The sequence below is a fragment of the Janthinobacterium saanense genome (assembly GCF_014200675.1).
GTDB lineage: Bacteria > Pseudomonadota > Gammaproteobacteria > Burkholderiales > Burkholderiaceae_D > Janthinobacterium.
The window spans coordinates 82,212-102,768 of sequence record NZ_JACHCI010000009.1 but is presented as its reverse complement, the minus strand read 5'-3'; the positions used below and the strand labels follow the sequence as shown (position 1 = coordinate 102,768).

The following is a 20,557-nucleotide window of genomic DNA, read 5'->3' as shown; positions in this document are numbered from 1 at the left end:
TGCAAGCAGTTTGCTAAACTAGCCAGCGCATCAGGCGTACACTGAGAGAGTGCCGCCTGTGAAACATCCCAATCATAAAATCAATATTGGAGACAAAGCGATGCGTAATTTAGTCAAAGTAAGTTTTCTCGCGGCAAGTCTGTTGACCGTTGCCATGTCATCGGCCTGGGCCGATGACAGCTCACCCGTCGGTGTCTGGAAAACCATCGACGATGTGAGCGGCAAGCCGAAATCGCTGGTCCGTATCACCGAAAGCAATGGCGTATTGCAGGGCAAGATCGAAAAACTGTTCCGTCCCCCGGAAGAAGATCAAAACCCGAAATGCGACTTATGCAAAGGCGATAAAAAGGATCAACCCATTATCGGACTGGTCATTTTATCGGGCTTGAAAAAAGACGGCAATGAATGGAACGGCGGAGAAATCACCGATCCCAAAGACGGAAAAAGCTACAAAAGCAAACTCGAACTGAGCGATAGTGGCAAGAAACTGCAAGTGCGCGGCTACGTGGGCATACCGATGTTTGGCCGTTCGCAAACCTGGCTGCGTGAAGAATAAGTCTACCGCTCCCGCCATGACGAAGCCGGCCGCTGCGCCGGCTTTTTTACGTCCCTCATGCCTCATCTGTTGTTTTCCGGACCGAAATAGTTTCCTTTGAAAATATTTTCATATTGCCGGAGGCTGTGCGCGCCACCGCACATACCAGTAATTTCCTAAATGAAATAGTGCATGCCAGTCCATCGCCCTGTAGCGAAGGGCGACATGGCTCTGGCGGATGACCTCATCCCCGGATGCCCGGCAAGGTTTTGCCTATGCATAAAGGAAACACATGAATATCTTCAAGCGCTATCTGACCCCGCTGCTCGTCTCGGCAGGTTTATTGGCCATGGCCGCCCTCGCCGGCTGCGGCGGTGGCAGCGACCAGGGCCGCGAGCCCATCCTCGGCTTGCCGGGCGCCACGCTTTCCAGCCTGGCCGTGACGCCAGCCACGGCCACTGTCGCCATCGGCGCCGGCCAGCAATTTTCCGCCATCGCCACCTACAGCGACGGTTCCTCGCAAGACGTCAGTGCGAAAGCCGCCTGGACTTCTGCCACGCCAGCCAGCGCCAGCGTCAATCCCGGCACGGGCCTGGGCATCGGCATTGCAGCTGGCGGCTCGGCCGTCAACGCCACGTTTGGCGGCATGAGTGCCACGGCGCAACTGACCGTGTCGCCAGCCGTACTCAAGGCCATCGCCATCGCCCCGCTCACGCCATCGGTCGCCATTGGCGGCACGCAGCAATTTGCCGTCACCGGCACATTCAGCGACGGCAGCACGCATGACGTTACGGCGGTCTCCGCCTTTGCCTCTGCTACCCCGGCCACGGCGAGCATCGCCGCTGGCGGCCTGGCGCTGGGCAAAGTTGCCGGCGCCACACAGATCACCGCCACCACCGGCGCCTTGAGCGCCAGCACCGTGCTGACGGTCACGCCAGCCGTGTTGTTGTCGATCGCCGTCACACCGCAAAATCCGACCGTGCTGATCGCCGCGACCCGCCAGTTGACCGTGATCGCCACCTACTCGGACGGCACCACGCCTGACGTCAGCGCCACCAGCAACTACAGCGCAGCCAACGCCGCCTCGGCCAAGGTCGGCGCGAATGGCCTGGTAACCGGCGTCGCCGCCGGCAATAGTGTCATGACAGCCAGCTTCGGCGGCAAGACGGCCAACACCACCGTCACCGTGCCTGCCGCTACCATCATAGGCATCGCCGTCACGCCAGCCACCGCCAGCATCGCCGTCGGCGCCCAGCAGCAATTCCTTGCCACCGCCACCTATTCGGATAACTCGACCGCCAACGTCACCGCCAGTGTCCTGTGGACCAGTACCGCGCCTGCCAAGGCGACCGTGCTCAATACAGGCGCCGCCACCGGCGTCACTGCCGGCGTGACCAATATCACTGCCACTTCGGGCGGCCTGTCAGCCAGCGCCATACTGACCGTCAGGGCAGTTGTCCCGCCACCGCCGGCAGTCCTGGTATCCATCGCTGTCACGCCGCAAAACCCGACCGTGCTGATCGCTGCGACACGCCAGCTGGCCGTGGTGGCCACCTATTCAGACAGTAGCACCGCGGATGTGACCGCTGGCAGCAGCTTCGTTTCCGCCACCCCGGCCTCGGCCAGCGTCGCCGGCAGCGGCCTGGTCACCGGCGTAACTGCCGGCAATAGCCTGGTCACTGCCAGCTTCAACGGCATGCAAGCCAGCACCACCGTAACCGTGCCTGCCGCCACCCTGGTCAGCATTGCCGTCACGCCAGCCAACGCCAGCATCGCTGTCGGCGCCGTGCAGCAATTCGTCGCCACCGCGACGTACTCGGACAACTCGAACGCCGTCATCACGACCACCGCCACCTGGAGTTCGGGCACCATCGCCAGCGCCACCGTACTGAACACAGGTATCGCGACCGGCGTTACTGCCGGCACCAGCACCATCACCGCCACGGTGGGTAGCCATACGGGCAACGCGCTGCTGACCGTGACCGCTGCCGCCATCCCGCCCGTGCTCAACCCTATCGATCTCGGCCGCGCAGCGCCATTCGGCGTGCTGGCAGGAACTTCGATCACGAATAATTCGGGTGGCACCACCTTCATCAACGGTGATGTCGGCTCTCCTTCGCAAACGGTCGATCCGACCCAGGCAGCCGGCTTCAACAACTACAAATCGGGCGCGATCCTGGCCGGCGCCATGACCGACCTGCAAGCGGCAATTACCGATGGCAACAGCCGCAACTGCGACGTCAGCTTTGCCGGCGGGGTTGACCTCGGTGGCCTGACCTTTGGCCCAGGCGTGTATTGCTATGCCGGCGCAATCAGCATCACCGGCACGGTGACGCTCAACGGTCCCGGCGTGTATATCTTTCGCACGGCGCTGACCCTGAACTCGACCGTCAACTCGGTAGTCGCCCTGAACAATGGCGCCACTGCCGACAACCTCACCTGGCTGCCTGTCGGTCCGACCACCCTGGCCGCGAACAGCGTCTTCAAGGGCAATATCCTGGGCCAGTCCGCAGCGATCACGGTGGGCGACAACACTACCTTGCTCAACGGCCGCGTCTTGACGGCTGCTGCCGTTACCCTGCGTAACAACCAGATCACCAAATAAACGGAGATGACCATGACGATCGCAAAAACACTGGGCGCCCTGGGCGTGATGACCGGCGCGCTGCTGGCAGCGCAAACGGCGCAGGCGCAGGACAATACTTTCATCAATCCGGACTGGGCCAACAGCGCCTGGTACATCGGCGCGGGCGTGGGCCAGTCGCGCGCCACCATCGACGAACCACGACTGCGCGCCAGCCTGGCCGCGAATGGCGAAAGCGTCACCGGTTTTAGCAAGGACCAGCGCGACACAGGCTATAAACTGTTTGTCGGCCGGCAGCTGAACCAGTATTTCGCCGTGGAAGCGGGCTATTTTGACCTGGGCAAATTCGACTTCAAGTCGACCACCAGCGGCAACGGCGTACTGAACGGCGAAGCGGGTTTTCGCGGCGTGAACCTGGACTTGCTGGGCCAGTTGCCGCTGTCGCAGCGCTTGTCCCTGCTGGGCCGGGTCGGCATGCATTACACCAAGACGAATACCGAATTCAGCGGCAACCGCCTGCTGGGATCGGCCAATACGCAAGCGAGCGAGCGCAAGCTCAATGCCAAGCTGGGCCTGGGCCTGGAATACAAGTTCAGCGAAGCGCTGGCCTTGCGCGGTGAAGTCGAGCGTTATCGCCTGAACGACGCCGTCGGCAACCGCGGCGATGCCGACCTGTACTCGGTCAGCCTGGTGTATAAACTGGGTCGCTCGGCCAGCGCCACGCCGGCCTACCAGCCGCCGCCACCGGAAGCGGCGCCGGTCCCTGTCGTCATGCCGGCGCCAGTCATCGTGGCCAAGCCGGCGCCGGCCCCCGTGTCGGAAAAAGTCAGTTTTGCATCCGAAGCCCTGTTCGATTTCGACCAGTCCAGCATCAAGCCGCAAGGCAAGCTGGCGCTGGACAAGCTGCTGGGCCAGCTGCAAGGCATGGATCTGGAAGTCATCGTCACGGTGGGCCACACGGACGCGATCGGTTCGGACGCCTATAACCAGGGCCTGTCGCTGCGCCGCGCCAATGCCGTCAAGGCCTATCTGGTGACGCAGGGCGTCGATGGCAGCCGCGTCTACACGGAAGGCAAGGGCAAGACGCAGCCGGTAGCCGACAATCGCAGCAGCGCCGGCCGCGCAGCGAACCGCCGCGTAACGGTGGAAGTGGTGGGAACGCGCAAAATCGCGCAATAAATCAAACTACGCATGAAAAAACCGGCTTGCGCCGGTTTTTTTTCGCCTGGCGATTACGCCAGCTTGCGGTGGTGCTTGCTCAAATGCCGGTCCAGGCTGTTGGCAAAGCTTTGCCGGTCCGACTGATTGAACGCGGCCGGCCCGCCCGTATCGACGCCGCCGCTGCGCAGCTCTTCCATGAAGGCGCGCATGGTCAGTTGCTGGGCGATATTGTCCTTGGTATAGAACTCGCCGCGCGGGTTCAGGGCATAGCCGCCCTTCTTCAATACATCGGACGCCAGCGGAATGTCGCCGGTGACTACCAGGTCGCCGGGATTGAGCAGGCGCACGATTTCCTGGTCGGCCACGTCGGCGCCGGACGGCACTTGCACGGTGCGGATAAAGCGCGACGGCGGCACGCGCAAACCCTGGTTCGCCACCAGGGTCACGGACAGTTCCAACCGGTCGGCCACGCGGTACAGGATCTCCTTGATGACGACCGGACAGGCGTCGGCGTCGACCCAGATCTGCATACCCGGCATCACACTTCCCACGCTTCGCCGTTCGGGCCGATGCGCGGTGCGGCCACGCCAAAGTGCAGATAAGCGGCTGGCGTGGCGACCCTGCCACGCGGCGTGCGCTGCAAGAAACCTTGCTGTATCAGATACGGTTCCAGCACGTCTTCGATGGTGTCGGCTGCTTCGCCGATGGCTGCCGCCAGATTGCCGATGCCAACCGGGCCGCCGCCAAACTTGAACAGCACGGCTTCCAGCAGCTTGCGGTCCATCACGTCGAAACCGACGGAATCGACGTCGAGCATGGCCAGCGCGCGGTCAGCCACCTGCTTGGTGATCTCGCCATTGCTTTTTACTTCGGCGAAATCGCGCACGCGGCGCAGCAGGCGGTTGGCGATACGGGGCGTACCGCGCGCGCGCCGGGCGATTTCGTGTGCGCCTTCCGCATCGATAGGCGCTTTTAACAGGGCGGCGCTGCGGCTGACGATCTTGGTCAGCTCGCTGGTGTTATAAAACTCCAGGCGCGCGACGATGCCGAAGCGGTCACGCAGCGGATTGGTCAGCATGCCGGCGCGCGTGGTGGCGCCCACTAATGTAAACGGCTGCAGATCGAGTTTCACGGAACGGGCGGCCGGGCCTTCGCCGATCATGATATCAATCTGATAATCTTCCAGCGCCGGATACAGAATCTCTTCGACCACCGGCGACAGGCGGTGGATCTCGTCGATGAACAGCACATCGTTCGCTTCCAGATTGGTCAGGATGGCAGCCAGGTCGCCCGGACGCTCCAGCACGGGGCCAGAGGTCTGGCGCAGGTTGACACCCATTTCGCGCGCGATGATGTGGGCCAGGGTAGTCTTGCCCAGGCCAGGCGGGCCGAACAGCAAGGTATGGTCGAGCGCTTCCTTGCGCTGGCGCGCCGCCGTGATAAAAATTTCCAGCTGGTCGCGGATCTTTTCCTGTCCCACATACTCATCGAGCTGCTTGGGCCGCAGGGCCCGTTCGATCGCCTCTTCGTTATGCGAAATGGGCGCCGCATCGATGATGCGCTGTTCCGTGAAAATATCAGTCTGGATGCTCATGCTTGCCCTAGCCTTTCGACAGCGCTTTCAGCGCCAGTTTGATGCCGTCCGAGACACCGGTGCTCGCCGGCACGTTTTTCACGGCCGCCAGCGCTTCCTTGTCCGAGTAGCCGAGCGCCAACAATGCGTTGAGGATATCGGACTGCGCATCCGGCGCAGCGTGCGCACCGAGCGGGCCCAGATCCGCACCGATCTTGCCCTTCAGTTCCAGCAGCAAACGCTCAGCCGTCTTCTTGCCGATACCGGGCACTCTTACCAGGCGGCCCGAGTCTTGCAAGGTAATCGCTTGCGCCAGGTCCGCAATCGTCATGCCGGACAGTATCGACAAGGCCATGCGCGCGCCCACACCCGTGATCTTGATCAACTGGCGGAACACGGCGCGCTCGGCCGCATTGCCAAAACCAAACAGCAAATGCGCATCTTCGCGGATGGCCTGGTGCGTGAACAAAATCACTTTTTCGCCCACATTGGGCAGATTGTAGAACGTGCTCATCGGCACATCGACTTCGTAGCCGACGCCCTGGCAATCGACCAGCAATTGTGGCGGATTTTTTTCAAGCAAAGTACCGGAGAGACGGCCTATCATGAGGTGTTCCTAAATAATGATGAGATTAGTATTATTTTATCCAACTAAACGGCCGCGCTTCATGCGCAAACCCTGCAATTGGGGCGCCACCGTACTCAGCATGGCCAGCGCGTCGACGCTGTTGGCGTGGCAAATGGCCACGCCCAGCGCATCGGCCGCATCGCTGCCGGGCAAGCCGGGCAGTGTCAGCAGCCGCGCAACCATATCCTGTACTTGTTCCTTGGCAGCCTTGCCATGGCCCGTAACGGCTTGTTTTACTTGCAGCGCCGTGTATTCGGCCACCGATAAATCCGCATGGACCAGCGCGCAGATGGCGGCGCCGCGCGCCTGGCCCAGCAGCAAGGTCGATTGGGGATTGACGTTGACGAAAACTTTTTCGATGGCGGCGCAATCGGGCTGATAAGTGCGCACAATTTCGCTCACGCCCTGCAGGATGATCTTCAAACGCGGCGGCAATTCGCCCTCGGACGCCGTCTTGACGGTACCCGACGCGATATAGCGCAGCTTGTTGCCGAGTTTTTCGATGACCCCGAAGCCCGTGGTGCGCAGGCCAGGATCGATGCCGAGAATAATCATCGCCAGATTCTATAATGAATACGGCAGGCACCGGTGGAAACCGGTGCCTGCCGCAAATTTGTTGCTTGGGGTAGGACTATCTTAATGACGGAAGTGGCGCGTACCCGTGAGCAACATCACCACGCCGCGCTCATCGGCTGCATCGATCACTTCCTGGTCGCGCATCGAGCCGCCCGGATGGATGACGCAGGTCGCACCGGCATCGACCACCACGTCGAGGCCGTCGCGGAAGGGGAAGAAGGCGTCCGACGCTACCACCGAGCCGGCCAGCGACAAGCCGGCGTTTTGCGCCTTGATCGAGGCGATGCGGGCCGAGTCGATACGGCTCATCTGGCCTGCGCCCACGCCCAGGGTCATGTTATTGCCGCAGAAGACGATGGCGTTCGATTTGACGAATTTCGCTACTTTCCAGGCAAACATCAGGTCTTGCAATTGCTGTTGCGTCGGTTGCAGCTTGGTCACCACGCGCAAGTCGCCGATGGCCACGTTTTTCGCGTCCGGCGCCTGCACCAGCAAACCGCCGCCCACGCGCTTGAAGTCCATGGCATTGATGCCGGAACCCAATGGGATTTCCAGCATGCGCACGTTTTGCTTACTCGACAGAATCTGTTTCGCTTCCTGTGAAAACGATGGAGCGATCAGCACTTCCACGAACAGCTTGGCGATCTCGCCAGCGGTGGCGCCGTCGAGTTCGGTATTGAAGGCGATGATGCCGCCGAAAGCCGAGGTCGGGTCCGTTTGCAGGGCGCGCGCATAGGCTTCCGCTGCATTCTTGCCCAAGGCCACGCCGCATGGGTTGGCGTGCTTGACGATCACGCAGGCCGCGCTTTGCTCGAAACCACCCAGGCTCTTCACGCATTCCCAGGCTGCATCAGCGTCAGCGATATTGTTGTACGACAATTCCTTGCCTTGCAACTGGCGGTAGTTGGCCAGCGCGCCTTCGGTCGTGACCAGGTCGCGGTAGAAAGCAGCGCTCTGGTGCGGGTTTTCGCCGTAGCGCATGTCTTGCACTTTTTCAAACGCCACGTTCAGGGTTTGCGGATAAGCGCCGCGCTCGGCGTGCACCTTGGTCGGGCCCAGGCTGGTCAGGTAATTGGTGATGGCGCCATCGTATTGCGCCGTGTGCGCAAAGACTTTTTTCGCCAGCATGAAACGGGTGTCATAGCTGACCGTTCCCACTGCACCGTCAGCCGCCTTGATTTCCGCCAGCACCACATCGTAATCCGATGGATCGCAGATCACGACCACGTCCTTGTGGTTCTTGGCTGCCGAGCGCAGCATGGTCGGGCCGCCGATATCGATGTTCTCGATCGCGTCTTCCAGGGTGCACGTATCCTTGGCCACGGTAGCCTGGAAGGGGTAGAGATTGACCACCACCATGTCGATGGTCGGCATATCGTGCTCGACCAGTTTCGACATATGCTCAGGGAAATCGCGGCGCGCCAGAATACCGCCATGCACTTTCGGGTGCAGGGTTTTTACGCGGCCATCGAGCATCTCGGGGAAACCCGTGTAGTCGGCGACTTCCGTCACGGGAACACCGTTGTCTGCCAACAATTTGGCGGTGCCACCGGTCGACAGGATGTTGACGCCGAGGGCGGACAGGGCGCGCGCGAAATCGAGAACGCCGGTCTTGTCGGAAACGGAAATGAGAGCTTGTTTGATCATGGCTGAGGCTAGGTGGTTAAGTGTTCTTGGCGAATGCGCAGGACCCATTCAGGCCGCTGCGGCGGATTCAAAGCTTGGCATCACTTGCAAGCCGGCATTACAGCAAACCGTGCTCCTGCAATTTCTTGCGCAGCGTATTGCGGTTAATGCCCAGCATTTGCGCGGCATGCGACTGGTTGCCATCGGCGCGTGTCATCACGACTTCCAGGATGGGCTTTTCCACGGTCAACACGACCATGTCATAGATATTCGATGCTTGCTGTTCGCCCAGGTCATTGAAGTAATCTTCTAGACTTTTCTGTACGACTTCCTGAATGCTTTCTTTGCTCATTTTGCTGTTCAACCGGCTAATTAATTTGTCGTGATGCTGTCATATCATTGACGTCATCATCCGCGTAACGCGAGGCGTACGCCCTGGTTCTATCTTATCTTCCTGTCTTGTTTTCTTATACTGCGGCGGCGGCCTCTATCAAACCGCTATCGCCAACTTCGGAGAGGCGGTATTGTAACCGTTCGCCAAATTTCCATTGCGACTCAAAAAATTGATCGACAGCCAGCAACTGCGCGTCCGTCGACTCCAGCAAATTCATTTGCTGCCGGAACTCCTCGCCGCCCTCCAGGTCTTTCACATACCAGCCGATATGCTTGCGCGCCGTGCGCACGCCGAGGAATTCACCATAAAACGCATAATGGGCGCGCAAATGCTCATCCATCAGGGTGCGTACTTCATCCACATATGGCGCCGGCAGCAAAGTGCCGGTGCGCAAAAAATGGTCGATCTCGCGGCAGATCCACGGCCGGCCCTGCGCCGCGCGGCCTATCATGACGGCGTCCGCTCCCGTTTGATCCAGCACAAAGCGGGCCTTTTGCGGACTGGTGATATCGCCATTGGCCACCACCGGGATGGCCACCGACGCTTTCACGGCGGCGATGGTGTCATACTCGGCGTCGCCCTTGTAGCCATCGGCCCGCGTGCGGCCATGCAGGGTCAGCATCTGGATGCCGGCCTGTTCGGCGATGCGGGCGATATTCAGGGCATTCTTGTTTTCACGGTTCCAGCCCGTGCGAAATTTCAAGGTGACGGGCACATCGACGGCATTGACCACCGCATGCAAGATCTTCTCTACCAGGCTTTCATTTTGCAACAGGGCCGAACCGCACCAGCTGTTGCAGACCTTTTTCACGGGGCAACCCATATTGATGTCGATGATCTGCGCGCCACGGTCCACATTGAATTTGGCGCAATCGGCCAGGTCTTGCGGATCGGCGCCGGCGATCTGTACGGCTTTCGGTTCCATCTCACCGTCATGGTCGGTACGGCGCGAACTTTTTTCCGTCGCCCATAGACGTGGATTCGACGCCGCCATCTCCGACACGGCATACCCTGCGCCCAACTGCTTGCACAACTGGCGAAATGGCCTATCCGTCACGCCCGCCATGGGAGCGACGAAAACATTGTTACGCAGAATGTGAGGGCCGATTTGCACTGAGGGAACCTGAAGGGGACGGAGGAACCTGCTATTTTAACCGATTATCTGCCTAAATAATAAGCACTATTTTTCATGGCACAGTGCGTCAGGGCAGAAAACATCTTGTGCAAAGCAGCAAAACAGCCGCTTGCAACCTTAGCCCAATTCGTCCATCGCGGGCATGTGCAAATGCTCGACATCGCCCCAATGCAGCAGATGCCATTGTCCATCGGCATATGAAAAACGGTTCACGCTGGCATTTTTTACCTGGAAGTCGCGCGGGCTGTCGAGCGACATGCCGACTGCGGCCCGGTAGGCGCATTCCAGCACGCCACCATGCGCCACGATGGCGATGGTCTGGCCCTTGTAACGCTGGGCCCATTCGGCGATGGCCTCCGTGCTGCGTCCATAGAACTGGCGAAAACTCTCGGCCTGGCGCTCGCCCGACGGCATCACGGCATCGATCTGGCGCGCCTGCCATTGCGCATATTCATGCGGGTAGCGCGCGGCGATATCGGCATACAGCAAGCCTTCGAAAGCGCCATAACAACGTTCGCGCAGCAGCGCGTCCGTCTGCACGGGCAAGTCTTGCAAGCCGGCAATGGCTTGCGCCGTTTGCTGCGCGCGCGACAAGTCGCTGGCGATCACGGCTGCCAGTGGCTCGCCCGCCAGCGCCTGGCCCAGCGCGGCCGCTTGCGCCAGCCCCGCCGGATTCAGGGCGATGTCGATATGGCCCTGCAGGCGGCGTTCCGCATTCCAGGCCGTTTCGCCATGGCGTATCAATAAAATCGTGGTGGTCATAAAGTCTTATTTTTTGAGGGTAGCGGCCACGGCGGGATTGAGCGAGTAGGCGGCGACCAGCTGCGCCTCATCGATGACATGGCCATAGATGGCGTCATGCGCATCGCGCGCCGTGAAACGCTCAGGCAAGGCCAGTTGCGGCACGTCCAGTGCATACAGGCGGAAGATGTAGTGGTGCAAACGTTCATCATTCCACGGCGGACACGGTCCATCGTAGCCATGATAATCCCCTGCCATGGCAGGGTCGCCGGCAAACCACAAGCTGTAGTCGTTGATGCCCTGACGTAATTGATAGGGGCCGCTGCCATCGAGCCAGGACACGCTGGCAGCCTGCTTGCCACGCGCCGTGACGCCGCTGGAAAACTGCCCCGCATCGATGACGTCTATTGCCAGCGGGATATCGAGCAAGCTCCAGTGAAAAAAATCCCTGCGCGGCGCCATCAAGGGCAAAGTGCTATCGGCACGGTTGGCCAGGCTGGCGTCTTGCGGCGCATCGGGATCAAAGCAGAACAAGGCCAGCGACTCGGTGCCGTTCGGCACCTCATCCCAGGCCAGATGTGGATTGCGGTTGCCCGCCAGGCGCACGCGGTTGACCGGGTCGATCTCGGCAAATGCGTACTCGGCTGGCATCAGGCCACCATCACGAAAAGTTTCGCTCCGCAATTTCATCTGCCCATCTCCCTGTTTTTTTATTATTTGCCAGCAGCTTGCTTGGCACCCATTTGCAACCAGAAGGTCACTGGACCATCATTGGTCAGCGATACTTGCATATCGGCACCAAACTGTCCGGTCTCTACTGTCGCATGACGGCTGCGCGCCTGGCGCACGACATGTTCAAACAGGCGCAAGCCGTCCTGCGGGGCGGCCGCTGGCGTAAACGATGGCCGCGAACCGGACTTGGTGTCGGCGGCCAGCGTGAACTGGGGCACCAGCAGCAAGCCGCCGGCCACGTCCGTCACGCTGAGGTTCATCTTGCCGGCCGCGTCGGAAAACACGCGGTAGGCCAGTAATTTGGTCAGCAGGGCGTCGGCGTCTTTTTCCGTATCGCCCCGCTCCGCGCACAGCAGCACCATCAGGCCGGCATCGATGGCGCCGATGGTGGCGCCATCGACCACCACCTTGGCTTGCGTAACTCTTTGCAGCAGCGCGATCATGCCGTCAAAGTAATGCGCGCAAACTTGCGCTTGCCAACTTGCAGCACGAACACGCCATTTTCCACCTTCAGAGCCTTGTCGCTGATGGCAGTGCCGTCGATGCGCACGCCGCCCTGGTCTATCATGCGCGCCGCTTCCGAGACCGATGGGCACAGACCCGATTGCTTGAGCAATTGCGCGATGGCCAGCGGACCACCAGCCAGGCTCACTTCCGGCACGTCGTCAGGGATGCCGCCTTTCGAGCGGTTGACGAAGTCGGCCAGCGCATCTTCGGCGGCTTGCTGCGAGTGGAAACGGGCGACGATTTCTTGCGCCAGAGCCACTTTTGCATCGCGCGGGTTACGCCCTTCTTCCACTTCGCGTTTCAGCTGAGCCAGTTCGGCGATCGAACGCCACGACAGCAGCTCGTAGTAGCGCCACATCATGACGTCGGAAATACTCATCAGCTTGGCGAACATGGTGTTGCCCGGTTCGGTGATGCCAATGTAGTTATTCTTGGACTTCGACATTTTCTCGACGCCGTCCAGGCCTTCGAGCAGCGGCATGGTCAGGATGCATTGCTGTTCCTGGCCGTACTGCTTTTGCAGTTCTCGGCCCACCAGCAGGTTGAACTTCTGGTCGGTGCCGCCCAGTTCCAGGTCCGACTTCAGGGCCACCGAATCGTAGCCCTGCATCAGCGGGTAGAGGAATTCATGCACGGAAATCGGCACGCCGCCCTGGAAGCGCTTGGTGAAGTCGTCGCGTTCGATCATGCGCGCCACCGTGTAGTGCGAAGCGAGCTGGATGATGCCGCGCGCGCCCAGCGGATCGCACCATTCCGAGTTATAGCGAATTTCCGTCTTGCTCGCGTCCAGCACCAAAGATGCTTGCGCAAAGTACGTCATCGCGTTAATCTCGATCTGTTCTTTTGTCAACGGTGGACGCGTGACGTTGCGGCCCGATGGGTCGCCGATCATCGAGGTGAAGTCACCGATCAGGAAAATGACTTGATGGCCGAGGTTTTGCAGCTGGCGCATCTTGTTCAGTACCACAGTGTGACCCAGGTGCAAATCGGGTGCGGTGGGGTCCAGGCCCAGTTTGATGCGCAGTGGCACGCCAGTCTGTTCGGAGCGGGCTAATTTTTGCGCAAATTCGCTTTCGATCAAGAGTTCGTCGACGCCACGCTTGGTAATCGCGAGGGCTTCTTGTACTCTGTCCGACAGCACAAGTGGCGCTTGCGTTGCGTTAGCCTTGGCAGGCGATGCGGTGGTGTTGATTTCCATAAAATTTGACAGTAAATCTCAAAATGGTAGTTGGTTTGCGGAGTTTGTTATAATGCCCGATCCCATCAATCTTGCCGTATGAAAACGAAACAAAATAACAATAAAGAGCGCTAGTTCGGGCATCGTTCAAAGGCAAATTTTAACTGATTGCATGAACCCTATACATAAAATCACAGGCTCGCGCCTGTACACACAGCTGACGACGACCCGCAAAGCACGCATTATCGGCGTCTCTGCGGTGCTGCTCACCGTAGTCGCCTTCGGCGCCGTCGCTGTGTCGCCCATGGCGCCCGACGCGTCCGACCTGCCGGTCAAGTCGATCGCCGAGAACCTGGAAATGCCCGACCTGAGCGCGCAAATTTCCGCGATGGAGCAGGTAGACCAGAATTTCACGCACGAAGAAAAAGTCCGCGCTGGCGATACGCTCGCGACTTTGCTGACACGTCTGGGCGTGGATGATGCAGCGGCCACCAATTTCATCAAGTCCGACAAGGTTGCGCGCGGCGTGATGTTGCTGAAAACGGGCAAACGCGTGCAAGCGCAGACGGCCGAAAACGGTGAACTGAACTGGCTACGCGCCACGCTCGTCGACAGCACCGACAAATCGGTCAAGAACATCCTGATCACCCGCAAAGGTGACAAGTTCGTGGCCTCGGAAGTGCCAGCCCAGCTGGAACGCCGCGTTGAAATGCATGCCCGCAAGATCAATTCCACCCTGTTTGCCGCCATCGATTCCAGCCTGGACGGTACCCGTCTGCCAGACACGATTTCCGCGCAAATCGTGGATATGTTCTCGACCAATATCGACTTCCGTTCCGATGTGAAACGCGGCGACAGCTTTAACGTGGTCTATGAAACGTTCTGGCAAGATGGCGAATTCGTCCGCGCAGGCCGTATCCTGGCCGGTGAATTCACCAACCGCGGCAAGACCTATCAATCCGTATGGTTCGAAGACCCGGCCAGCAAGCAAGGCGGCGGTTACTACAGCTTCGACGGCAAGTCCCTCAAAAAAGCCTTTTTGAAATCCCCACTGCAGTTTTCCCGTATCTCGTCCGGCTTCTCGATGCGCGTGCATCCGATTTCCGGCAACTGGAAACAGCACAAGGGTATCGATTTCGCCGCAGCAACGGGTACGCCTATCCACGCCTCCGGCGATGGCGTAGTCGACTCGGTGGGCATGCAAAATGGCTATGGCAACATCGTCGTCCTGAAACACTGGGCCAACTACAGCACCGCCTACGCCCACATGAGCCGCTTCGCTGCCGGCCTGAAAAAAGGCCAGAAAGTCAGCCAGGGCGATGTGATCGGTTATGTCGGCACCACCGGCTGGTCGACGGGCGCCCACTTGCACTATGAATTCCGCGTCGGCGGCGCAGCACAAGACCCAAGCAAAGTGAGCGTACTGGCGCAAGCGCCATTGACGCCAGCCGAGCTGTCGCGCTTCCGCCTGGTGTCCAACGACATGATGCACCGCTTCACCCTGCTGCGTCCTAGCGACACGGCAATCGCTTCGCGCTAAGCGCAGCACCCCACGGGGTAGAGAACAAGGCACCGCCCGTTTCGATGGCCGGTGCCTTTTTATTCGGCTACCTGATTACGAAGGAAAAACATGCTTTATATCGGTCTCATGTCTGGCACCAGCCTGGACGGCGTTGATGGCGCGCTGGTCGATTTCTCGGACGATGGCGTGCGCAGCCTGGCTGATGCTTATATAGCCTTCCCTGCCAGCCTGCGCGCCGACCTGATGGCGCTGCAAGGCGCCGGCCAGAATGAAATCGAGCGCGAAGCGCTGGCCGCCAACGCCCTGGTGCGCCACTATGCCGACTGCGTAGCCATGCTGCTGGAGCAGGCCGGTATCGTCGCCGAGGCCGTCACCGCCATCGGCGCGCACGGCCAAACCATACGCCACCGCCCCGAACTGGGTTTTACGCGCCAGCTGAATAACCCTGCCCTGCTGGCCGAATTGACTGGCATCGATGTGATCGCCGACTTGCGCAGCCGCGACGTGGCGGCCGGCGGCCAGGGTGCACCACTGGTGCCCGCCTTTCACCAGGCCGTGTTCAACGACACTGGCAAGACGCGCGTGGTGGCCAATATCGGCGGCATCAGCAATATCAGCGTGCTGCACGCCGATGGCGCCGTGACGGGCTACGACACGGGCCCAGGCAATGCCTTGATGGATGGCTGGATTTTGCAGCACCAGGGGCAGGCCTACGATGCGCACGGCGCCTGGGCGGCAAGCGGCACGGTGATCCCCGGCTTATTGGCGGACTTGCTGGGCGAGCCGTATTTTGCCCTGCCGGCGCCCAAAAGCACGGGTCGCGACCTGTTTCACGCCGCATGGCTGGCTGGCAAGCTGGCCAACTATGCAAACGCCCTGCCCGCCGACGTGCAGGCGACCCTGACGCGTTTGACCGCCGTCAGCCTGGCGCAAGCCATCCTGCGCGATGGCGCGCAAGCCGATGCCGTGTATGTGTGCGGCGGCGGCGCGTATAACGCTACCTTGCTGCAAGAACTGGCGAAAGAGCTGCCAACGATGAAGGTCGAATCGACGCAAGCCTTGGGCGTGGCGCCCAGCCAGGTCGAGGCACTGGCGTTTGCCTGGCTGGCCTGGCGCTTTACCCAGCGCAAACCGGGCAATTTGCCAGCCGTAACGGGCGCCAGGGGATTGCGCGTGCTCGGTGCGCTGTATCCGCGCTAGAGCACTTTTAGAAACTGCTTTCAGAAACACAAATAGCGGATCAATGATCCGCTATTTTTTACCTACCGGCTTACAGATTAAACCGAGAAGGAAGAACCGCAACCGCAAGTCGAGGTGGCGGTTGGGTTCTTGATGACGAATTGCGCGCCTTCCAGGTCATCCTTGTAGTCGATTTCCGCGCCAACCAGGTACTGGTAGCTCATGGAATCGATCAGCAGCTGGACGCCGTTCTTGACCATGGTGGTGTCATCTTCGTTGACGATTTCATCGAAGGTGAAGCCGTACTGGAAACCGGAACAGCCGCCACCCTGCACGAAAACGCGCAGTTTCAGGTCGGGATTGCCTTCTTCTTCGATCAGCTGCGCAACTTTGTCAGCGGCGCTATCGGTGAAGATAATAGGGCTAGGGATCACATCTTGCATTTCAGCGACGGCATTCATTTCAGACTCCTGAGAAAACATGGCTTCATTATAGACGGTTGGCGCAAGTCGCGCTGTGGCCGGCTTGGTCACGGCCAGCGGCCGTTGTTATTTCACATTTCAGAGACGGCCAGGTGCAGCACGGGGTCGGCGCCCTCATGGCGGCTCAGTTTGCCTTGCACCAGCGCACCGCTGTGCATCTCCAGCACCTTGTAATAGACTTCCCCGCAGATGCGGGCTTTCGGCTGGATTTCAAGCATTTCAGATACATACACGGGGCCGTTGATCTCGCCGCTGACCACCAGCGAGGAGCAACGCACTTCGCCATCGATGCGGCCGCCCTCACCCAGCACCACATACGTGGGTTCGCCCGGCTCGCCCGTCACATTGCCGCGCACATGGCCATCGATGCGCAATCCGCCGGAAAACAGCAAGTCGCCCTGTAGCTGCGTCGCGGCGCCGATCAGGGTATCGATGGGGTTTTTCGCGTTGCGCTCGAACATGAACGCCATCCTTTCGGTAAACGTGACAGTTCAATCTATCACAGGTCCGGGATTCAGGCCCCGGACCTGCACAACGATCGTGCCGCAGCGACTACTTACGGCAGCAGGGCGATATGTTGCAAGCCAGCCGTTTCTTTCAAGCCAAACATCAAATTCATGCACTGCACGGCCTGGCCAGACGCGCCCTTGACCAGGTTATCCTGCACCACCAGCACGATCACGGTATTGCCGCCTTCCGGACGGTGCAAGGCCAGGCGCAGCATGTTCGAGCCACGCGTGGAACGCGTTTCCGGATGCGAGCCAAATGGCATCACGTCGACGAAAGGCTCATCCTTGTATTGCTCTTCAAACAAGGCTTGCAGCTCTTCATTGCTGACATCCTTGTTCAGTTGCGCGTACAGGGTCGAATGCATGCCGCGTATCATCGGCACCAGGTGCGGCGTGAAGGTCAAGGCGACTTTGTCATCCGTGAAACGCTGCAATTGCGCCGTGGTTTCAGGCAAGTGGCGGTGGCCAGCCACGCCGTACGCCTTGAAGCTGTCGCTGCTTTCCGAGAACAGGATGCCGATCTCGGCCTTGCGGCCGGCGCCGGACACGCCCGATTTACAGTCGGCGATCAAGCCGCCTGCATTGACCAGGCCAGCCTTGAGCAGCGGGTAAAAGCCCAGCTGCATGGTGGTCGGGTAGCAACCCGGGTTGGCGATCAGCGTGGCTTGTTTGATATCTTCGCGGTTCAGCTCTGGCAAACCGTACACGGCTTGCGCTATTAGCTCGGGCGCGGTGTGGGGAATCTTGTACCACTGTTCGAACTTGGCCTGGTCTTTCAGGCGGAAATCAGCCGCCAGGTCGATCACTTTCACACCCGCAGCCAGCAGGGCCGGCGCTTGCGCCATGGCCACGCCATGCGGCGTAGCAAAAAAGACCACATCGCATTGTTCCAGGTTCGCCTTGTCCGGCGCCGAGAAGGCCAGTTTTACATGGCCACGCAAGGAAGGATACATGTCAGCAACGGGCAAGCCATCTTCCTTGCGCGAGGTAATCGCCGTCAACTCGACATCCGGGTGATTTGCCAACAAACGCAGCAATTCCACGCCCGTGTATCCAGTGCCGCCGACGATGCCAACTTTGATCATTTTCTTTCCTTGTATGTATAAATGAATAGAACTGCACTATATGCCTGGATGGCAATAGGCATATTTTACAGCGCAACGGCATGCCGCGCTGAAATGCAAAAAGCCGCCGAACCTGAGTCCAGCGGCTTTTCGAGCAGCGCCAGAGAGGCGCTGTAGCGTGAAAATTAACGCTTCGAGAATTGTTTTGCGCGACGTGCTTTGCGCAGACCAACTTTTTTACGCTCAACTTCACGTGCATCGCGGGTCACGAAGCCGGCTTTAGCCAGTTCCGGTTTCAACGCTGCATCGTAGTCGATCAGTGCGCGGGTGATGCCGTGACGAACTGCACCAGCCTGGCCCGACTCACCGCCGCCATGGACGTTGACTTTGATGTCGAAACGCTCGACATTGCCCGTCAGTTCCAGTGGTTGACGAATGACCATCAGACCGGTTTCGCGCGAGAAGTATTCGTTTGCTGGTTTGCCGTTAACAACGATCAAGCCTGTGCCAACTTTGATAAAAACCCGAGCCACTGCACTTTTGCGACGGCCGGTTCCATAATTGTAATTACCGATCATGTCAGTTCCTTAGAGAACAAGTGCTTTAGGTTGCTGAGCAGCGTGCGGATGGGAACCTTCCGCGTACACTTTCAGCTTCTTGATCATTGCGTAGCCGAGTGGGCCTTTAGGCAACATGCCCTTGACCGCTTTCTCAAGCGCGCGACCTGGAAAACGCTGTTGCATTTTCTGGAAGTTGGTTTCGTAGATGCCGCCTGGATAGCCAGAGTGACGGTAGTAAATTTTCTCGGTAGCTTTGGTACCGGTCACGCGCAGTTTGCCTGCGTTGATGACGACGATAAAGTCGCCGGTATCGACGTGAGGAGTAAATTCTGGTTTGTGTTTGCCGCGCAGTCGGAGTGCCACTTCGCTGGCAACACGTCCGAGGACTTTGTCCGTCGCGTCAACCACGAACCAATCGCGCTGGACTTCATGTCCTTTAGCGGAAAATGTTTTCATGTTGACTTCCTAATAGATTACACGCTCAAATGGTGGTTCCACACGGTCAAACTGTGCGGACTCTGCCTTATTTACTTTTCCTGAGCGAACGGAAAGCCGACAAGTATAAGCGGCTTTGCTGTGCCGCGTCAAGCCAAAACGCTGAGCTGTCGCGGCTTGGCGGGCCGCACATGGAGCGGCCTTCCTCTATTACAATACCAAACGCTTATAACTTCGGAGAGTACGATGGAATGCAAAGTTAGCTGGAATGGCCCGTCGGGCATGAGTTTTCGGGCTGAGACCGGCTCCGGCCATCTGGTGAGCATGGATGGCGCGCCCGATGGCGGCGGCCACAACCTGGCGCCGCGCCCCATGGAAATGGTGCTGCTCGGCACCGGCGGCTGCACCGCCTATGACGTGGTGCTGATCCTGAAACGGGGCCGCGAAGACATCAAAGGCTGCGAAGTGACCCTCAAGGCCGAGCGCGCCGACACCGATCCGAAAGTGTTTACCAAGATCCACTTCCACTTCACCGTGCGCGGCAAAGCCCTGAAGCAGACCGCCGTGGAGCGGGCCGTGGCCTTGTCACATGACAAATATTGCTCGGCTTCTATCATGCTGGCCAAGACAGCAGAGATTACACATTCCTTTGAAATCATCGAGGAGTAAGCTGCTTTTTTCAAAGCGCCTGAAAAATGTTCAGGGCAAGGCGCATTGCCGAAGACAGTACGAATAGTACGGCGAGGCATTGCAACGCAGCCATGAACTTTTTCTCAGGTGCTTTTTAAATGTAATACGCGGTTTTGGTCATTACCTTGCCCATCAGGCCCATCAAGGCCTTGACCGGCGCAGGCGTATCGATGGCGCCCAAGCGCTGCGCAGCGGCGCCGTGCTCCACCTCATCGATCTGCATCTGACGCACGATGGCGCGCGATTTGGCGTCTTGCGGCGGCAATTCTTCCAGGTGGCTGGCCAGATGGGCTTCCACCTGGCGCTCTGTTTCCACCACGAAACCCAGGCTGCGGCCGTCGCCCATGCGCGCGGCCAGGGTGCCCAAGGCGAAGGAGCCGGCATACCACAGCGGGTTTAGCAGGCTCAGGCGCGAACCCAGTTCTGTCAGCCGCTGCGCCGTCCAGGCCAGATGATCTTCCTCTTCCCTGCCCGCTTCATCGAACTGGGCGCGAATCGCCGGGCTGTGCGCATAACGCGCTTGCGAGTTGTACAGCGCTTGCGCACACACTTCACCGACATGGTTAACGCGCATCAGTCCGGCGCTATGGCGCTGCTCGGCGGCGCTCAGGGTGGCGTCGGGCGCTTGCGCGGCAGGCGTGGGGCGCGAGGCTGAAGCGACGCCAGCCATCACGCGCAGGGCCTTGTCGGCGCCAACAATCAAACGATCCAGGGGGTGAAAGTAAGGCTTCGCAGTCATCGTTGCTA

23 protein-coding genes are annotated in these 20,557 nt (G+C 59.6%); 6 read left to right on the top strand and 17 right to left on the bottom strand.

The features are described from left to right. Nucleotides 1-100: 100 nt before the first annotated feature. From HDE72_RS14155 to HDE72_RS14145, 3 genes are all read left to right on the top strand, one after another. The gene (locus HDE72_RS14155; protein ID WP_183742133.1) at nt 101-556 is read left to right on the top strand and encodes a DUF2147 domain-containing protein; all 456 of its coding nucleotides are present in this window, start codon (nt 101-103) and stop codon (nt 554-556) included. A gap of 271 nt (nt 557-827) precedes the next feature. Beyond that, nucleotides 828-3,140 carry a beta strand repeat-containing protein gene (locus HDE72_RS14150; protein ID WP_183741908.1) on the top strand — a complete coding sequence of 771 codons (2,313 nt, stop codon included), beginning with the start codon at nt 828-830 and terminating at the stop codon, nt 3,138-3,140. Between the two features lie 12 nt (nt 3,141-3,152). Further along, nucleotides 3,153-4,298, top strand: a complete 1,146-nt coding sequence (locus HDE72_RS14145; RefSeq protein WP_183741906.1) for an OmpA family protein — start codon at nt 3,153-3,155, stop codon at nt 4,296-4,298. Nucleotides 4,299-4,351: 53 nt separating this feature from the next. On the opposite strand, the gene HDE72_RS14140 is transcribed toward HDE72_RS14145, so the two are convergent. The 11 genes from HDE72_RS14140 to tyrS all read right to left on the bottom strand — a co-directional run bounded on the left by HDE72_RS14140 (nt 4,352) and on the right by tyrS (nt 13,390). Continuing rightward, nucleotides 4,352-4,810 (bottom strand): YaiI/YqxD family protein, encoded by a 459-nt coding sequence (locus HDE72_RS14140; RefSeq protein ID WP_183742131.1) that lies wholly within the window; start codon nt 4,808-4,810, stop codon nt 4,352-4,354. Between the two features lie 8 nt (nt 4,811-4,818). Beyond that, nucleotides 4,819-5,874 (bottom strand): Holliday junction branch migration DNA helicase RuvB, encoded by a 1,056-nt coding sequence (gene ruvB / locus HDE72_RS14135; RefSeq protein WP_183741904.1) that lies wholly within the window; start codon nt 5,872-5,874, stop codon nt 4,819-4,821. Between the two features lie 7 nt (nt 5,875-5,881). After that, nucleotides 5,882-6,460, bottom strand: a complete 579-nt coding sequence (gene ruvA / locus HDE72_RS14130; RefSeq protein ID WP_183741902.1) for a Holliday junction branch migration protein RuvA — start codon at nt 6,458-6,460, stop codon at nt 5,882-5,884. Between the two features lie 36 nt (nt 6,461-6,496). Next, on the bottom strand, nt 6,497-7,036 hold the full coding sequence (ruvC, locus tag HDE72_RS14125) for a crossover junction endodeoxyribonuclease RuvC (RefSeq protein ID WP_183741900.1): 540 nt from the start codon (nt 7,034-7,036) through the stop codon (nt 6,497-6,499). An 81-nt stretch (nt 7,037-7,117) separates the two neighbouring features. After that, nucleotides 7,118-8,704, bottom strand: coding sequence for a bifunctional phosphoribosylaminoimidazolecarboxamide formyltransferase/IMP cyclohydrolase (purH, locus tag HDE72_RS14120; RefSeq protein ID WP_183741898.1), 1,587 nt, complete (start codon nt 8,702-8,704; stop codon nt 7,118-7,120). 97 nt (nt 8,705-8,801) lie between these two features. Next, nucleotides 8,802-9,035, bottom strand: a complete 234-nt coding sequence (locus tag HDE72_RS14115; protein ID WP_008445162.1) for a helix-turn-helix domain-containing protein — start codon at nt 9,033-9,035, stop codon at nt 8,802-8,804. A 115-nt stretch (nt 9,036-9,150) separates the two neighbouring features. Then, nucleotides 9,151-10,191, bottom strand: a complete 1,041-nt coding sequence (gene dusB, locus HDE72_RS14110) for a tRNA dihydrouridine synthase DusB (RefSeq protein ID WP_183741896.1) — start codon at nt 10,189-10,191, stop codon at nt 9,151-9,153. A gap of 138 nt (nt 10,192-10,329) precedes the next feature. After that, on the bottom strand, nt 10,330-10,974 hold the full coding sequence (locus HDE72_RS14105; protein WP_183741894.1) for a histidine phosphatase family protein: 645 nt from the start codon (nt 10,972-10,974) through the stop codon (nt 10,330-10,332). A 6-nt stretch (nt 10,975-10,980) separates the two neighbouring features. Then, the gene (locus HDE72_RS14100) at nt 10,981-11,643 is read right to left on the bottom strand and encodes a YbhB/YbcL family Raf kinase inhibitor-like protein (RefSeq protein ID WP_183741892.1); all 663 of its coding nucleotides are present in this window, start codon (nt 11,641-11,643) and stop codon (nt 10,981-10,983) included. A gap of 23 nt (nt 11,644-11,666) precedes the next feature. Then, nucleotides 11,667-12,128: a D-aminoacyl-tRNA deacylase gene (gene dtd, locus HDE72_RS14095; RefSeq protein ID WP_183741891.1), complete on the bottom strand. Its 462-nt coding sequence runs from the start codon at nt 12,126-12,128 to the stop codon at nt 11,667-11,669. Next, the gene (gene tyrS / locus HDE72_RS14090) at nt 12,125-13,390 is read right to left on the bottom strand and encodes a tyrosine--tRNA ligase (protein WP_183741889.1); all 1,266 of its coding nucleotides are present in this window, start codon (nt 13,388-13,390) and stop codon (nt 12,125-12,127) included. Before tyrS ends, dtd begins: the two co-directional genes overlap by 4 nt. A gap of 151 nt (nt 13,391-13,541) precedes the next feature. Here tyrS and HDE72_RS14085 point away from each other — a divergent pair, with 151 nt between their 5' ends. Then, on the top strand, nt 13,542-14,909 hold the full coding sequence (locus HDE72_RS14085) for a M23 family metallopeptidase (protein ID WP_183741887.1): 1,368 nt from the start codon (nt 13,542-13,544) through the stop codon (nt 14,907-14,909). A 90-nt stretch (nt 14,910-14,999) separates the two neighbouring features. After that, entirely contained in the window at nt 15,000-16,091 is a 1,092-nt protein-coding gene (locus tag HDE72_RS14080) for an anhydro-N-acetylmuramic acid kinase (protein ID WP_183741884.1), read from the top strand. A 77-nt stretch (nt 16,092-16,168) separates the two neighbouring features. Here the strand turns inward: HDE72_RS14080 and erpA are convergent, their stop codons facing one another. The 5 genes from erpA to rplM form a co-directional block, all read right to left on the bottom strand. Beyond that, on the bottom strand, nt 16,169-16,531 hold the full coding sequence (erpA, locus tag HDE72_RS14075) for an iron-sulfur cluster insertion protein ErpA (protein ID WP_183680207.1): 363 nt from the start codon (nt 16,529-16,531) through the stop codon (nt 16,169-16,171). A 92-nt stretch (nt 16,532-16,623) separates the two neighbouring features. After that, entirely contained in the window at nt 16,624-17,013 is a 390-nt protein-coding gene (locus HDE72_RS14070; RefSeq protein ID WP_183741882.1) for a bactofilin family protein, read from the bottom strand. Nucleotides 17,014-17,108: 95 nt separating this feature from the next. Next, a complete protein-coding gene (argC, locus tag HDE72_RS14065) occupies nt 17,109-18,146 on the bottom strand; it encodes an N-acetyl-gamma-glutamyl-phosphate reductase (protein ID WP_183741881.1) in 1,038 nt (345 codons plus the stop codon). Between the two features lie 164 nt (nt 18,147-18,310). After that, nucleotides 18,311-18,703, bottom strand: coding sequence for a 30S ribosomal protein S9 (gene rpsI / locus HDE72_RS14060; RefSeq protein WP_010393285.1), 393 nt, complete (start codon nt 18,701-18,703; stop codon nt 18,311-18,313). 9 nt (nt 18,704-18,712) lie between these two features. Then, a complete protein-coding gene (gene rplM, locus HDE72_RS14055) occupies nt 18,713-19,141 on the bottom strand; it encodes a 50S ribosomal protein L13 (RefSeq protein ID WP_010393282.1) in 429 nt (142 codons plus the stop codon). A 225-nt stretch (nt 19,142-19,366) separates the two neighbouring features. On the opposite strand from rplM, the gene HDE72_RS14050 reads away from it, so the two are divergent. Beyond that, nucleotides 19,367-19,789 (top strand): OsmC family protein, encoded by a 423-nt coding sequence (locus tag HDE72_RS14050; protein WP_183741880.1) that lies wholly within the window; start codon nt 19,367-19,369, stop codon nt 19,787-19,789. Nucleotides 19,790-19,904: 115 nt separating this feature from the next. Here the strand turns inward: HDE72_RS14050 and coq7 are convergent, their stop codons facing one another. After that, nucleotides 19,905-20,549, bottom strand: coding sequence for a 2-polyprenyl-3-methyl-6-methoxy-1,4-benzoquinone monooxygenase (gene coq7 / locus HDE72_RS14045; RefSeq protein ID WP_183741878.1), 645 nt, complete (start codon nt 20,547-20,549; stop codon nt 19,905-19,907). Nucleotides 20,550-20,557: the final 8 nt, after the last annotated feature.

Coding starts and splice junctions, on each gene's coding strand:
- HDE72_RS14080 (WP_183741884.1), top strand. CDS start 15,000: ATGCTTTATATCGGTCTCATGTCTGGCACCAGCCTGGACGGCGTTGAT.
- HDE72_RS14085 (WP_183741887.1), top strand. CDS start 13,542: ATGAACCCTATACATAAAATCACAGGCTCGCGCCTGTACACACAGCTG.
- HDE72_RS14070 (WP_183741882.1), bottom strand. CDS start 17,013: ATGTTCGAGCGCAACGCGAAAAACCCCATCGATACCCTGATCGGCGCC.
- HDE72_RS14105 (WP_183741894.1), bottom strand. CDS start 10,974: ATGACCACCACGATTTTATTGATACGCCATGGCGAAACGGCCTGGAAT.
- HDE72_RS14050 (WP_183741880.1), top strand. CDS start 19,367: ATGGAATGCAAAGTTAGCTGGAATGGCCCGTCGGGCATGAGTTTTCGG.
- rplM (WP_010393282.1), bottom strand. CDS start 19,141: ATGAAAACATTTTCCGCTAAAGGACATGAAGTCCAGCGCGATTGGTTC.
- erpA (WP_183680207.1), bottom strand. CDS start 16,531: ATGAATGCCGTCGCTGAAATGCAAGATGTGATCCCTAGCCCTATTATC.
- dtd (WP_183741891.1), bottom strand. CDS start 12,128: ATGATCGCGCTGCTGCAAAGAGTTACGCAAGCCAAGGTGGTGGTCGAT.
- HDE72_RS14150 (WP_183741908.1), top strand. CDS start 828: ATGAATATCTTCAAGCGCTATCTGACCCCGCTGCTCGTCTCGGCAGGT.
- ruvB (WP_183741904.1), bottom strand. CDS start 5,874: ATGAGCATCCAGACTGATATTTTCACGGAACAGCGCATCATCGATGCG.
- HDE72_RS14115 (WP_008445162.1), bottom strand. CDS start 9,035: ATGAGCAAAGAAAGCATTCAGGAAGTCGTACAGAAAAGTCTAGAAGAT.
- HDE72_RS14145 (WP_183741906.1), top strand. CDS start 3,153: ATGACGATCGCAAAAACACTGGGCGCCCTGGGCGTGATGACCGGCGCG.
- ruvA (WP_183741902.1), bottom strand. CDS start 6,460: ATGATAGGCCGTCTCTCCGGTACTTTGCTTGAAAAAAATCCGCCACAA.
- HDE72_RS14155 (WP_183742133.1), top strand. CDS start 101: ATGCGTAATTTAGTCAAAGTAAGTTTTCTCGCGGCAAGTCTGTTGACC.
- HDE72_RS14140 (WP_183742131.1), bottom strand. CDS start 4,810: ATGCAGATCTGGGTCGACGCCGACGCCTGTCCGGTCGTCATCAAGGAG.
- tyrS (WP_183741889.1), bottom strand. CDS start 13,390: ATGGAAATCAACACCACCGCATCGCCTGCCAAGGCTAACGCAACGCAA.
- rpsI (WP_010393285.1), bottom strand. CDS start 18,703: ATGATCGGTAATTACAATTATGGAACCGGCCGTCGCAAAAGTGCAGTG.
- argC (WP_183741881.1), bottom strand. CDS start 18,146: ATGATCAAAGTTGGCATCGTCGGCGGCACTGGATACACGGGCGTGGAA.
- coq7 (WP_183741878.1), bottom strand. CDS start 20,549: ATGACTGCGAAGCCTTACTTTCACCCCCTGGATCGTTTGATTGTTGGC.
- ruvC (WP_183741900.1), bottom strand. CDS start 7,036: ATGATTATTCTCGGCATCGATCCTGGCCTGCGCACCACGGGCTTCGGG.
- HDE72_RS14100 (WP_183741892.1), bottom strand. CDS start 11,643: ATGAAATTGCGGAGCGAAACTTTTCGTGATGGTGGCCTGATGCCAGCC.
- purH (WP_183741898.1), bottom strand. CDS start 8,704: ATGATCAAACAAGCTCTCATTTCCGTTTCCGACAAGACCGGCGTTCTC.